The sequence below is a fragment of the Mycobacterium sp. OAS707 genome (genome assembly GCF_014873705.1).
Classification (GTDB): domain Bacteria; phylum Actinomycetota; class Actinomycetes; order Mycobacteriales; family Mycobacteriaceae; genus Mycobacterium.
In genome coordinates, this window is sequence record NZ_JADBDS010000001.1 from 2,032,514 (window position 1) to 2,045,175 (window position 12,662).

Annotated in this window: 16 protein-coding genes and 3 tRNA genes; 7 read left to right on the top strand and 12 right to left on the bottom strand. The window is 64.3% G+C overall.

Annotated features, from left to right (window positions below; all coding sequences use genetic code 11):
• The first annotated feature begins 2 nt into the window (after positions 1–2).
• On the top strand, positions 3–329 hold the full coding sequence (locus tag GGC64_RS10010) for a hypothetical protein (RefSeq protein ID WP_192722205.1): 327 nt from the start codon (positions 3–5) through the stop codon (positions 327–329).
• A 10-nt stretch (positions 330–339) separates the two neighbouring features.
• Here the strand turns inward: GGC64_RS10010 and rplA are convergent, their stop codons facing one another.
• The 12 genes from rplA to GGC64_RS35275 form a co-directional block, all read right to left on the bottom strand.
• Positions 340–1,047, bottom strand: coding sequence for a 50S ribosomal protein L1 (gene rplA / locus GGC64_RS10015; RefSeq protein WP_192722206.1), 708 nt, complete (start codon positions 1,045–1,047; stop codon positions 340–342).
• Positions 1,048–1,111: 64 nt separating this feature from the next.
• Positions 1,112–1,540 carry a 50S ribosomal protein L11 gene (rplK, locus tag GGC64_RS10020; protein WP_192722207.1) on the bottom strand — a complete coding sequence of 143 codons (429 nt, stop codon included), beginning with the start codon at positions 1,538–1,540 and terminating at the stop codon, positions 1,112–1,114.
• 37 nt (positions 1,541–1,577) lie between these two features.
• The gene (nusG, locus tag GGC64_RS10025) at positions 1,578–2,309 is read right to left on the bottom strand and encodes a transcription termination/antitermination protein NusG (RefSeq protein ID WP_225951667.1); all 732 of its coding nucleotides are present in this window, start codon (positions 2,307–2,309) and stop codon (positions 1,578–1,580) included.
• Between the two features lie 122 nt (positions 2,310–2,431).
• A complete protein-coding gene (gene secE, locus GGC64_RS35270) occupies positions 2,432–2,875 on the bottom strand; it encodes a preprotein translocase subunit SecE (protein ID WP_192722209.1) in 444 nt (147 codons plus the stop codon).
• A 68-nt stretch (positions 2,876–2,943) separates the two neighbouring features.
• Positions 2,944–3,016 (bottom strand) — tRNA-Trp (locus GGC64_RS10035).
• Between the two features lie 120 nt (positions 3,017–3,136).
• Complete coding sequence (hadC, locus tag GGC64_RS10040; protein ID WP_192722210.1) at positions 3,137–3,664, bottom strand: (3R)-hydroxyacyl-ACP dehydratase subunit HadC; 528 nt, start codon at positions 3,662–3,664, stop codon at positions 3,137–3,139.
• 3 nt (positions 3,665–3,667) lie between these two features.
• The gene (gene hadB / locus GGC64_RS10045) at positions 3,668–4,096 is read right to left on the bottom strand and encodes a (3R)-hydroxyacyl-ACP dehydratase subunit HadB (RefSeq protein WP_192722211.1); all 429 of its coding nucleotides are present in this window, start codon (positions 4,094–4,096) and stop codon (positions 3,668–3,670) included.
• On the bottom strand, positions 4,083–4,562 hold the full coding sequence (hadA, locus tag GGC64_RS10050) for a (3R)-hydroxyacyl-ACP dehydratase subunit HadA (protein WP_192722212.1): 480 nt from the start codon (positions 4,560–4,562) through the stop codon (positions 4,083–4,085). Before hadA ends, hadB begins: the two co-directional genes overlap by 14 nt.
• A gap of 50 nt (positions 4,563–4,612) precedes the next feature.
• Entirely contained in the window at positions 4,613–4,780 is a 168-nt protein-coding gene (gene rpmG / locus GGC64_RS10055) for a 50S ribosomal protein L33 (RefSeq protein ID WP_003929651.1), read from the bottom strand.
• A 37-nt stretch (positions 4,781–4,817) separates the two neighbouring features.
• Positions 4,818–4,891, bottom strand: a tRNA-Met gene (locus tag GGC64_RS10060).
• A 42-nt stretch (positions 4,892–4,933) separates the two neighbouring features.
• Positions 4,934–5,006, bottom strand: a tRNA-Thr gene (locus tag GGC64_RS10065).
• A gap of 82 nt (positions 5,007–5,088) precedes the next feature.
• Entirely contained in the window at positions 5,089–5,724 is a 636-nt protein-coding gene (locus GGC64_RS35275) for a DUF4352 domain-containing protein (protein WP_192722213.1), read from the bottom strand.
• A 74-nt stretch (positions 5,725–5,798) separates the two neighbouring features.
• On the opposite strand from GGC64_RS35275, the gene GGC64_RS10075 reads away from it, so the two are divergent.
• The 6 genes from GGC64_RS10075 (at position 5,799) to GGC64_RS35280 (ending at position 12,635) form a co-directional block, all read left to right on the top strand.
• On the top strand, positions 5,799–6,662 hold the full coding sequence (locus GGC64_RS10075; protein WP_192722214.1) for an NYN domain-containing protein: 864 nt from the start codon (positions 5,799–5,801) through the stop codon (positions 6,660–6,662).
• 9 nt (positions 6,663–6,671) lie between these two features.
• Positions 6,672–7,382: an MBL fold metallo-hydrolase gene (locus tag GGC64_RS10080; RefSeq protein WP_192722215.1), complete on the top strand. Its 711-nt coding sequence runs from the start codon at positions 6,672–6,674 to the stop codon at positions 7,380–7,382.
• A 68-nt stretch (positions 7,383–7,450) separates the two neighbouring features.
• A complete protein-coding gene (locus tag GGC64_RS10085) occupies positions 7,451–8,401 on the top strand; it encodes a DUF4352 domain-containing protein (RefSeq protein WP_370582046.1) in 951 nt (316 codons plus the stop codon).
• Positions 8,402–8,420: 19 nt separating this feature from the next.
• Positions 8,421–9,071, top strand: a complete 651-nt coding sequence (locus tag GGC64_RS10090) for a hypothetical protein (RefSeq protein WP_192722217.1) — start codon at positions 8,421–8,423, stop codon at positions 9,069–9,071.
• 107 nt (positions 9,072–9,178) lie between these two features.
• On the top strand, positions 9,179–10,189 hold the full coding sequence (locus GGC64_RS10095; RefSeq protein WP_192722218.1) for a DUF2235 domain-containing protein: 1,011 nt from the start codon (positions 9,179–9,181) through the stop codon (positions 10,187–10,189).
• A gap of 112 nt (positions 10,190–10,301) precedes the next feature.
• Positions 10,302–12,635: a bifunctional diguanylate cyclase/phosphodiesterase gene (locus GGC64_RS35280; RefSeq protein WP_192722219.1), complete on the top strand. Its 2,334-nt coding sequence runs from the start codon at positions 10,302–10,304 to the stop codon at positions 12,633–12,635.
• The last annotated feature ends 27 nt before the right edge of the window (positions 12,636–12,662 follow it).

The following is a 12,662-nucleotide window of genomic DNA, read 5'->3' on the forward strand; positions in this document are numbered from 1 at the left end:
CGGTGAGCAACGTTTCGCCGTCGTCGTGCTTCCTCGCGGAGTGGTATCGACCCGACGTCACCTCACGAACCATCGACGACATCGTCGCCGCGCTCCAAACCGCCGCCAGTGCAATGCGTGCCAAAGGCATTCAGGTGCAATTGCTGATGACACTCGCCGTCCCCGCCGACGAAGTGCTCTACGCAACCTTCAGCGCGTACTCCCCCGACAGCGTCGTCCAGACATGCAAACAAGCCGGGATTCCCGTCGAGCGACTCAGTTCGGATGTGTTGCTCGGATCAACGTGGCCACCAGCCGGGGGTACCCCAGCGGCTCACGCCGTCGGGTAGGCGTTGACTCCTACGCCTCGGCGAAGTTGCGAGTGATCTGCGGGTCGACCGGGATACCCGGACCGGTGGTCGTCGAGACGGTGACCTTCTTCAGGTAGCGGCCCTTCGACGACGACGGCTTGGCACGCAGGATCTCGTCAAGCGCAGCACCGTAGTTCTCGGCGAGCGACTTCTCGTCGAACGACGCTTTGCCGATCACGAAGTGTAGGTTGGCCTGCTTGTCGACGCGGAAGTTGATCTTGCCGCCCTTGATGTCGTTGACCGCCTTGGTGATATCGGGCGTCACGGTGCCGGTCTTCGGATTCGGCATCAAACCACGCGGACCGAGGATGCGCGCAATGCGGCCCACTTTTGCCATCTGGTCGGGCGTTGCGATCGCGGCGTCGAAATCCAGGAACCCGCCCTGGATCTTCTCGATCAGGTCGTCACTGCCGACGATGTCGGCGCCGGCCGCCGTGGCCTCCTCGGCCTTGTCGCCGACGGCGAACACGGCGACCCGGGCGGTCTTGCCGGTGCCGTGCGGCAGGTTGACGGTGCCGCGCACCATCTGGTCGGCCTTACGCGGATCGACGCCGAGCCGGATTGCGACCTCGACGGTGGCGTCCTGCTTCTTCGACGACGTCTCCTTGGCCAACTTCGCGGCCTCGAGCGGGGTGTACAGCCGCTCGCGGTCGATCTTCTCGGCGGCTTCGCGATATGCCTTGCTGGTCTTGCTCATTGAAATCTCCTAATTGATGAGTTGTGGTTGGCGGGCCGCAGCTGGCCCTCCCACGGGAGCCGTCTTATTCGACGGTGATCCCCATCGACCGGGCAGTGCCGGCGATGATCTTGGCCGCCTGATCGATGTCGTTGGCGTTCAAGTCTTCCTTCTTGGTCTCGGCGATCTCGCGCACCTGATCCCAGGTCACCTTGGCGACCTTGGTCTTGTGCGGCTCGCCCGAGCCCTTCTGCACACCGGCGGCCTTGAGCAGCAGCTTGGCCGCGGGGGGCGTCTTCAGGTTGAAGGTGAAGCTGCGGTCCTCGTAGACGGTGATCTCCACGGGGATGACGTTGCCGCGCTGGTTCTCCGTCGCGGCGTTGTACGCCTTGCAGAACTCCATGATGTTGACGCCGTGCTGGCCGAGTGCCGGACCCACCGGCGGGGCGGGGTTGGCCTGCCCGGCCTGGATCTGCAGCTTGATCAGCCCGGCGACTTTCTTCTTCGGGGCCATGAGTGTTGGTGTTCCTTTCTAGGGATCGCGTCCGCGATCAGATCTTGGCGACCTGGTTGAAGGTCAGTTCGACAGGTGTTTCGCGACCGAAGATGGACACCAGCACCTTGAGCTTCTGTTGTTCGGCGTTGACCTCGCTGATCGAGGCAGGCAGCGTCGCAAACGGCCCGTCCATGACGGTGACCGACTCGCCGACCTCGAAGTCGACGAGGATCTCCGGACGCTCCATCGATGCCTCGGAGGACGCGGCCGCGCCTGCGGTGCTCTTGGCCGGCTTCTTGGCGGCCGCGGGCGGCAGCAGGAACTTCACCACATCGTCGAGCGACAGCGGCGAGGGTCGCGACGTCGCCCCGACGAAGCCGGTGACGCCCGGAGTGTTGCGCACCGCGCCCCAGGACTCGTCGTTGAGCTCCATGCGCACCAGGATGTAGCCCGGCAGCACCTTGCGGTTGACCTGCTTGCGCTGGCCGTTCTTGATCTCGGTGACCTCTTCGGTCGGTACCTCGACCTGGAAGATGTAGTCGCCGACGTCGAGGTTCTGCACGCGGGTCTCGAGGTTGGCCTTCACCTTGTTCTCGTAGCCCGCGTAGGAGTGGATGACGTACCAGTCGCCCGGCCGGGTGCGCAGGTCTTTCTTCAGCGCGACGGCGGGATCTTCATCCTCGTCGACTTCCTCGGCCGGCGCCTCGTCAGCGGCAGCCTCGTCAGCCGCAGCCTCCTCGACCGGCGCAGCGTCTTCCACGGCCTCGGCGGCTGTGCTGTCCTCCAGACGCTCAGCGGCCTCGTCCACGATCACGGTCGCCGGGTCCGCTGCCTCGGCGAGCGCATCCGACACGGCCGAAGGCGATTCGCCCTCGAAGGAAGTCACTTGTCAGTCCTCTCTAGTTCTCGTCAGCCGAACACCAGCATGACGAGCTTGGCCAGGCCCAGGTCGACCAGGCCGATCAACGCCACCATGAACGCCAGGAATACCAGCACCACCGCGGTGTAGTTGACCATCTGCTTGCGGTTCGGCCAGATCACCTTGCGCAGCTCGGCGACGACCTGCAGCAGGAAGTTCCAGACGAACGTGAACGGGTTGCGTGACGGCCGATCGGCGGACTTCTTGGCCGTCTTCGTCGCGGTGCCCCCGCCGTTCTTGGTGGGGCTGGCCTTCGTGCCCGTCTCCAGGTCGACGGCCTCGCTGTCGGCATCCACCGCGCCGCGCCGCGACCGCTTGCCTGTCGGACGCGCCGGACGGGTCACCACCGCGGTCTGACCGGTGCTGTCAGTGACGCTGTCGGTTACCGTGCCGTCGTCTATCGAGTCGCGGCGTGCCGGGTCGGAATCGCTCACCGCATGCCTTTCGTCTGGGTTTGTGTGGTCACCTACCAGTGTCCACACTTGTCGAGTATTCAGTTGAGCAGGGGCGACAGGACTTGAACCTGCAACCTGCGGTTTTGGAGACCGCTGCTCTGCCAGTTGAGCTACGCCCCTTCAAACCCGGGGCTCACACAATTTGCGCGCTCCCCGTTCGGTCGCTTGGTAACCGATGGACAGCGCGCTGGACTGGGAAAACCCCGAGGTCCGAGTGTAGCGCGCCACCCGTACTAGTTACTAATCCGCGGTCTGCCCATTCTTGGCGACGGCAGTGCGCACGACCTGGCCAGTCTCGGGATCCCACTTCGCCGAAATCGAGTTGTCGCCCTCGTGGCCCATGAGCGTCGTGAACGCCTCCATCACGACCTCACCGTCGACATCGGTGCAGACGTTGCGAGTGGTGACGATATCGGCGCCGAACCGCTCGTCGACAGACTCGATGTGCATGGTTCCTGTCAACGCGTCACCAACCTTGATCGGCCGGTGAAACTTGAACTTCTGATCCACCTGGACGATCTGCATGGTCTCCAGGCCGACGTCGACGTGCTGAAAGAAATGGTTCTGGATCATCACCGCGAAGATCGAGGCGAAGGTGAGCGGAGCGATGAGCGCGTCATGCCCCAGTTCGGCGGCGGCCTTGTCGTCATGTGTGGCCGGATCGAGCGACTTGACCGCCCGCGCGTACTGCCGAACCTGCTCGCGTCCCACAACAAAGGTGTCCGGGTAATGCCAGACCATTCCCCGAATATCGGTTTTGAGTGCCATCAGTTATGCCAGCTTTGCGGTCGCGACAGCGCGGCCGAAGATCTTTTTCCCCCCGGTGGTGGCCGACAACGCGATGGTCACTGACTTCGTCTCGGGTTCAACGGATTTCACGCGTCCATTGAACACGATTTCCGCGCCGACGCCGTCATTTGGGACGGGCACCACAGCGGTGAAGCGCACGTTGTATTCGGTCACCGCGGCGGGATCGCCCACCCACGACGTCACGTAACCGCCGCCAAGGCCCATGGTCAGCATGCCGTGGGCGATCGCGGTGTCCAGACCGACCTGCTTGGCGATGTCGTCATCCCAGTGGATCGGGTTGAGGTCGCCGGAAACGCCGGCGTAGTTGACCAGGTCCTGCCGCGTCAGCGGGATCACCTTCTCGGGAAGCGTGTCACCCACCTTCACCGAATCGAACTCACGCAGTGGCATCGGAAAAACCCTCTTCTCCTTCTTCACCCGTACGGCCCGCCAGGGTCGTGTAGGACTCCTGCACGATGTCACCTTTGTCGTTGGTGACGATGTTCTTGGTCACGATGATGTCTGTGCCGTGCGCCTGACGGACGGAGTCCACGTACACGTCGCAGTGCAGCGTGTCGCCGGCATGAATCGGCTTGACGAACTTCAGCGCCTGGTCGACCTGGACGATCTGCATCTCGGTGATCCCGATGTTGGCGGCGGCGAAGAACGCCGACTGCGCCTGGTAGCCGAAGATCGAGATGAACGTCAGCGGGGCGGGCAACGCATCGTGCCCGAGTTCGGCAGCGACCTTCTCGTCGAAGAACGCCGCGTCGTCGTTCTTGACGGCGACGGCATACTCACGAAGCTTCTCCCGGCCGACGACGTAGTGGTCAGGGTGCCGGTAGTGCATGCCGACGATGCTCTGTGACAAGCCCACGTTCGATGAACCTCTGGTCAACCCCGGGCAGGCGCCCTCGGGCTGGCGCGTTAGCGCGATTCCTTGTGAGCTTGGTGCTTGCCGCAGTTCGGGCAGAACTTCTTGATCTCGAGCCGGTCGGGATCGTTGCGACGGTTCTTCTTGGTGATGTAGTTGCGGTGCTTGCACACCTCGCAGGCCAAAGTGATCTTCGGCCGTACGTCTGTACTGGACGCCACGTCAAGTGCCTCTTTCTCAAATACTGCGGTTGTCTTGTAGCGGTGGGGGGACTCGATCCCCCGACCTCACGATTATGAGTCGTGCGCTCTAACCAGCTGAGCTACACCGCCATCCGGGTGCCACTTCGCCTTGGAAAAGCTTGGCGACCACCGAGCCCCCTAACGGAATCGAACCGTTGACCTTTTCCTTACCATGGAAACGCTCTACCGACTGAGCTAAGGGGGCCTGACCCGCGCAGCCGTGGCGTGGGCCTTAAAGAGGGTACATTCTCGCGGTTTAACGCGCCAAACCGCTGGTCTTCGCCGCGCTACAGCGCGACCGTGACGCCTGTCGAGGTTGGCCCGTCGTGCAGGTCGACGGACTGGACCTCCGTGCCCTTCGGCACGTCGAACACGACGGCGGTGTCGAAAGAGTCGCCGGGGTTGAGCCGTGGCGGTAAGTGGCCGAAGTAGAGCCAGGCCTCGTCGTCGGATTTATAGACCGTGCCGCCGTCGGACAGCGTGTTGAACGACCCGGAATAGGTCTGCGGTTCGGCGCTGGTGTTCGTCACGGTCATCTGGACAACGACGTATTCGCCCTGCGCCGTCTTCTCGATGTCGGGGTGCTCGGGATTGACCACGGCATCCATGCGCTGCACGCCGGTGACGACGAACGAGAAGTCGCCGTCGCGCACCTCCTGGCCCATCGCGGCAGGCGGCACGTCGGGCCTGGCGACGTCGGTCGCCGTGGGTTCGGTCGCAGTCGGTCCGGGCACCGCGGCCGTAGCCGACGGTGCTGCGCTGCTGGTTTGCGCCGTGACAGTCGGTGCGGCGACATTCATCCTCAGCGCCAGGATCACTCCCGCAACGATGGCACCGACGACGGCGACGACCGCCACACCCATGCCAACGAGCAGGGCCCGCTCACGACCCGACCGCTTGGGGGTGGCGGCATGTCTGGGCACGCAGCAATTGGAACCCCGTTAGCCATGACTTCGATGGCGGCGCGCCGGGGCCGAGGAGGTGATAGACCGTAAGCGTGACTGATCCCGGCGCACCCCGCGTGGCCGTCTACCTCGACTTCGACAACATCGTCATCTCCCGCTACGACCAGGTGCACGGCCGCAACTCGTTCCAGAAGGACAGAACGGCGGGCTTTCACAAGCAGCCGGGGCGGCTTACCCAGGCGACCGTCGACGTCGGCGCCATCATCGACTTCGCGTCGTCGTTCGGGACGCTGGTGCTGACGAAGGCCTACGCCGACTGGTCGGCCGACGTCAACGCCGACTACCGCGGGCAGTTGGTCGGCAGGGCGGTCGACCTCGTCCAGTTGTTTCCTGCCGCCGCATACGCCAAGAACGGGGCCGACATCCGGTTGGCCGTCGACGCGGTCGAGGATATGTTCCGGCTGCCCGACCTGACCCACGTCGTGATCGTCGCAGGCGATTCCGACTACATCGCGCTCGCCCAGCGGTGTAAACGCCTTGGCCGCTACGTCGTGGGCATCGGCATCACCGGCTCGATCAGCAAGTCGCTGACGGCCGCCTGCGACGAGTTCGTCAGCTACGACGCGCTGCCCGGCGTCCCCGTCGCCGAGCCGAAGAAACGGGCAAGGCGCGCCAAGGCGGCCGAACCCGACGACGAGCCCGAGCAGCCCGATCCGCAGGCCGCCGCGACGGGACTGCTGGAGCGCGCCCTGCGGATCGGCCACGAGAAGGACGACGCCGACTGGTTGCACAACTCGGCGGTCAAGGCGCAGATGAAGCGAATGGACCCGTCGTTCTCCGAAAAGTCGTTGGGTTACAAGTCGTTCAGCGACTTCCTGCGCGCGCGCACCGACGTGGTCGACCTCGACGAGAGCAGCACCACCCGCCTGGTGCGGCTCAAGACCACCGCCACCTAGTCTGAGCACATGACCGACCGCCTGTATTTTCGGCAGCTGCTCTCGGGGCGCGACTTCGCGGCAGGCGACATGATCGCCGCGCAGATGCGCAACTTCGCTTACCTGATCGGTGACCGCGAAACCGGCGACGCTGTCGTCGTCGACCCTGCCTACGCCGCGGGTGATTTGGCCGACGCTATCGAGGCCGACGGCATGCGGCTGTCCGGTGTGCTGGTCACCCACCACCACCCAGACCATGTCGGCGGGTCGATGATGGGCTTCGAATTGAAGGGCCTCGCCGAGCTGCTGGAGCGGACCAGCGTGCCTGTGCACGTGAATTCCCTTGAGGCGGACTGGGTTTCGCGCGTCACCGGCATCGCCCGGTCGGAGCTGACCGGACATGAGCACGGCGATGTCGTCAAGGTCGGCGATATCGACATCGAGTTGCTGCACACTCCCGGCCACACCCCTGGCAGCCAATGCTTTCTCGTCGACGGACGGCTGGTCGCGGGCGACACACTGTTCCTCGAGGGCTGCGGGCGCACCGACTTCCCCGGCGGTGACGTCGACGCGATCTTCCACAGCCTGCAGGCGCTGGCGCAGTTGCCCGGCGATCCGATGGTGTTTCCCGGCCACTGGTATTCGGCGGAGCCCAGTGCGTCGCTGTCAGAGGTCAAGCGGACCAACTACGTGTATCGGGCGAGCAATTTGGATCAGTGGCGCATGTTGATGGGCGCGTAACCCCGCCCCCTACTGAGTGCGTGAGCAAAACGCGCGCCGCTTCATATGAATCGGGATATCCTCCCGCGGTGACCACACCCGCAGGTTGGTATCCGGATCCCGACGGCTCAGGCGGCCAACGATATTGGGACGGGTCCACCTGGACCGAGCACCGCGCCCCCGCCGCGCAGGAGCCGGCGGGCGAGCACGTCGGCTCCCATCGGGCGCCCGAGCCAGAGGCGAAGGCGGAGTCCGAGCCCGGGCCGACCGCTGTCATCAACCTCGACGCGGTGCCGAGCGCGCCGAGCGAGCAGGCCACGTCGGTGATCCGCAGGCCTCAACAGGCCTTCGAGCCGACGTCGACCGCGTCTGAACTCACGTCGGCCACCGAGCCGACGTCGTTCGGTGCCGGCGGCACGCCACAGCCGTCGGATCCGCGCCGCAGCCTGATCGTCAAGTTCGTCGCCGCATGCGCTGCGCTGCTGGCGGTGCTCGTCGCTGTCGTCATCTACGGGCTGTTCTTCACCAAGTCCGACGACACCACCCAGGCGTCCTCAGGAAAGACCAGCACATCGAAGCCTGCACCTGCGACCACCTCGTCGGACAACGGCTGGGGCAACAGCACCGAAAGCCCGAGCCAATCACCAAGCGCCCCTTCAGGTTCCGGGCCGCAGGCATCCGACGGCGGACTGACCTTCGCGATCACCGGGGTAGAGAACGCGCCGACGGTCAAGTTCCAGGACGCGCCGGTGGAGAAGCAGGCGCAGGGCGAGTTCCTGATCGTCCACATGACCGTGCTGAATTCCGGTGACGCGAAAGGCACGTTCCTCGCGACCTGGCAGAAGCTCAAGGCAGGCGGCACCACGTACAACGTCGACGACCAGGCCACCGCCTATCTCAACGGCACCTGGGCGGACCTGGATCCGAACGGTTCTGCAGATGTAGCAATCGCTTTCGATGTGCCACCGGGGACCTCCGCCGAATCGCTCGAAGTGCACGGGGAGCCGACGAGTACCGGCGTCGACGTCCCCTTGTCGTAGTTGCCCGCAGACTGGAAGTGTGGCTGACACGCTCTACGCCGATGTGTCCGAGTGGCAGGTCGGCGTCAACGACAGTTATCCGTATCCGGTGCTGTGCATCCGGTCCAACGACGGCACGCATCGAGATCGTCGCTGGACCAACAACTATGGCTGGTGTCTGCGCAACGCCGAGGCCGGAAGGCTGACCTTCTTCATCGTTTACTTTGTCTGGCGGCCCAATTGGCAGCAAACGGTCGAGGTGTTCAAGGAGATGGTCGGCAGGCCGCATCCGAAGATGGCGGTGATGCTCGATGTCGAGTCGTGGAGCGGACAGATCCGCGGCAATCAGTCGGCGGGCATCAACGCGGCATATGAGGCCGTCGGTGCGTTCGTCGGCTCGACTGCCAAGGTGATCGGATACGGCAATGTCGGTGACCTGAACAACTTGTGGCCGAACAAACCAGCGGGCATCCGACTGGTGGTGGCCGCCTACGGACACAACCCGCCCTACCCCGGGAAGGTCGCCCATCAATACACCGACGGCTCCGGGTACGGCGGCGGCCTTCCTGAGGGCGCACCACCGTTCGGCCGCTGCGACATGAACTCGGCCGACGGGCTGACGGCGGAGGAATTCGGCCGCGCCTGCGGCATCACGATCGCGGATTCCGCGCCCAGTGAGGTCGCGCTGTAGCGAATCCGCAGTGATTCGCAATTCGAGTAGTGCGATACGCAGGACACGGCGAATTTTGCGGAGCAAACTTATCCCCAACAGCGTCAATAGTTCCGTCGGGGGTCACCGTGAAGAACATCGTGCTGTGCTTTGACCGGGCGCCAGACCATCCTGGACCCCGTGATGCCACCAACGTCGAGGCGTTGCTGCGTCTGCTCGACGAGAGCGACGAACAGATCACCTGGTACCACCCGGGCGCGAAGGTGCCCGCCGCCGACCGCGATCCGTTGGCCAGGTTGCGGTGGCGCCAGGCCGCCACCGACGAGGCACGGACCACGATCGCCGAGGCCTACGAATTCTTGGTCGACAACTGGGACCGCGGCGATCGGATCTACCTGTTCGGCGTCGGCCGCGGCGCATACTGCGCGCACGCGCTCGCCCGACTGCTCGGCACCGTGGGTGTACTCCCCGACCTGATGGACTACGTGCTCGCCGCCTATGCGGTGCCACGGACCCGGCGCAGCCCGCAGGATTGGCGGCGGCTTCGGGTACTGGCCGCGCGGTTGGCCGGCCATCGCGAAATCGGCGTTCCCGTACAGTTTTTGGGGCTCTGGGACATGGTCGGCGTGCCGGGTCACGCGGCAGAGGAACCGCTGAAGAAAGTCGTCGCGGGACGGCACGCGGTCGCAATCGACGGCCGGTTGGGCTCACACCATCTGGTGTCGTCACCCGATAGCGTCGAGGAGGTCTGGTTCCGCGGGGCGCACTGCGACGTCGCGGGCGGACCGGGAGCATGCTGGCCGCTGGCGGACATCGCACTCGATTGGGTGCTCGACGGTGCGGTGCACGCCGGTGTGGCAGTACGCGCCACCGGCCACAGGGACGCGCCTGCGCCAACCGAATTCGACGCACTGGCAGGCAGCGCCCGCACGGTGTCGCTGCGACGGCTGCCCGCCGACTCGCTGGTACACGCGAGCGTCGACATCTATCTGCGCGCGCATCCGGAGTACTGGCGGCGATTGCCCGGCCATGTGGTGTGGGTCGACACCGACTGGCTCGCCCGCGGCGAACGACTGGTGCAAACCGAGTCGACGGCCGTGCCTGCCGAGCCCACGGAATTCGCCGCGGCGGCGTCCTAGCTTAGGCGAGATCCCGCATTCACGTACTTTGCTAATTCCTACCACCTGCGTTAGTACATCGACGTCGTTGCTCCATTTCCCGAGCTAACGAAAAGTTGCTAGCCTATGACGGGTGCCGGCAATCGGATACGTGACGGGTTTGGCCGCGGCGACAGCCGTTGGCTTTTCCGCGTGGCTGGTCGGCGGGTGGGGCGGCAAGTGGGCCACCCACGTGGGCTCCACACTTGGATTGCTGAGCTTTGCGGTATTCGCGGCCATCTGCGCGGCGTTGGCAGCGAAGTCGGCACGGGGCAGGCAACGGACGGCGTGGATGTGTCTGACCGTCGGTATGGTCGGCTGGGTAGCGGGCGACGTATTCTCCGACTACTACGAGTTGATTCTCAAGCAGCCAACCCCATTTCCGTCGCTTGCCGACGCCGGTTACCTGTTGTTTCCGGTCGGAGCGTGTCTGGCGTTGGTGTTGTTTCCGACCGGATACTCGAAGCAGTCCCGCGCCCGTCTCGTGCTAGACGCGCTGATCATCGCGGGCGCCCTGTTCGAGGTGTCCTGGGTGCTCGTCCTGGAGAACGTTTACCGGGCCGGGGCTGAGAGCGCTTTCGCGCTGGCTGTTTCGCTGCTGTATCCCGTGAGTGACATCGTTGTCGTCACCGTTGCGCTATTGATCCTGGGGCGGGCGCGGACCAGGCAGCGCACGACGCTGGTGTTGCTGCTGGCCGGCAATGTGTTGAATGCCTTTTCGGACAGCGCCTACCTCTTCGTGGCAGGCAACGAGGACTCCAACGGCGGCAGTCTGATGGACATCGGCTGGTTCGCGGCATTGCTGGCGCTGAGCTCGGCCGCGCTCGTCAGCCTGCGGACCCCACACAGCGACGAGCTCGAGGCGGAAGCGCCATCGCGGGCATCGATGTGGATCCCCTATCCGCCTCTCGCGCTGGCCGTCCTGGTATGCCTCCCGAAATTCACGCCCATATCTGGTCTGGGTCCAATACTCGTCACGTCCGCCCTGCTGGTTCTCGTAGTCCTGGCAAGGCAATTCATTGTCGTCGGCCAAAACCGGCGGCTGATGGCAACGGTGGCCGATCAGGCGTTGCGCGACCCGTTGACGGGGCTGGCGAACCGGGCGCTGTTCAACGACCGACTGACACACGCCATGCAACTTCACCAGCGCGACAACCAATCGGTGTCCGTGTTGTCGCTGGATCTCGACGATTTCAAACTGGTCAACGACAGCTTGGGGCATCCGGCGGGAGACGCGTTGTTGGTCAGGACCGCAGAACGGATACTTGGCTGCGTGCGGACAGGCGACACAGTCGCCCGGCTGGGCGGTGACGAGTTCGCCATAGTGATGGAGGGCAGGCCCGAGCACTCGCGCCTTGTCGCGCACCGGGTGGCGAACGTCTTCGATGAACCGATACCCATTGACGGGCACGATCTACTGTTGCGGCCCAGCATCGGACTTGCCGTCGCCACCGGCGACCAGCCCGACATCACCGCCGATCAGCTGCTGAAACAGGCTGACGTAGCAATGTATTCGGCAAAACGCTCGCGGACTGGCGGTGTGCATACCTTCACGCCGGACATGCACTTGTTTGATCCGAGTGAACTCGGAGCGATGAGAGACATCAGTAGAAGCAGAGCGCGCGACGGAGCGATCGCATTGAGGCTGCTCGGCCAATTGCGGCACGCGATCGACAATCTCAACTTGAGCCTTGTCTATCAGCCCAAGTTCGACTTGCGCGACGACAAGATCGTCGGCGTCGAGGCGTTGGTTCGATGGCCACATCCCGAACGCGGCTTGCTAGGCCCGGACCACTTCCTGCCGATGGTGCGTGAGCACGGACTGATGGGATCGGTGACGGACCTCGTCTTCGCTCAAGCTCTCGACGACGCGGCGCACTGGCAGTCGAGAGGACTGCGAGTTCCCCTTGCAATCAACGTCTTTGCCCCTTCACTGGGTGACCTGGGCCTGCCGAGCCGGATAGTGCGTTTACTCAACGAACGTGGCCTGAGCGCAGACGCACTGACCATCGAGATCACCGAAGACCTCTTGCTCGACAACATCGACCGGACCCGCGTCGTCCTCGACAACCTGCGAGGGCACGGCATGCGGGTTGCGATTGACGATTTCGGCAGCGGCTACTCGGCGCTGCGGTATCTACGCGATCTGCCCATCGACGAAGTCAAACTCGATCGACAGTTCATCGGACCGATTCTCGTTAACGAACGGGCCGCGGCGATCGTAGAGGCGGTCATTGATCTCGCGCACGTCCTTGGCGTAACGACCGTCGCGGAGGGCGTTGAGAACAGCGCCACGGCGGCCAAGCTGCGTGAGTCCGGTTGCGAAGTGGCCCAGGGGTATTACTACAGCCCGCCCCTCACCGCATCGGAACTGCTCGAGCATCTGTTGTCGACCAAAAATGCGCCGACCGCAGTGAGATCGCTTTGATGCCGTAGCGGAACGAGAGCCAAGAAC

Bases quoted from the DNA above. Each gene is read 5' to 3' on its own strand.
- rplA (WP_192722206.1), bottom strand. From the start codon at position 1,047: ATGAGCAAGACCAGCAAGGCATATCGCGAAGCCGCCGAGAAGATCGAC.
- rplK (WP_192722207.1), bottom strand. From the start codon at position 1,540: ATGGCCCCGAAGAAGAAAGTCGCCGGGCTGATCAAGCTGCAGATCCAG.
- hadC (WP_192722210.1), bottom strand. From the start codon at position 3,664: ATGGCACTCAAAACCGATATTCGGGGAATGGTCTGGCATTACCCGGAC.
- hadB (WP_192722211.1), bottom strand. From the start codon at position 4,096: ATGCCACTGCGTGAGTTCGATTCGGTGAAGGTGGGTGACACGCTTCCC.
- GGC64_RS10080 (WP_192722215.1), top strand. From the start codon at position 6,672: ATGACCGACCGCCTGTATTTTCGGCAGCTGCTCTCGGGGCGCGACTTC.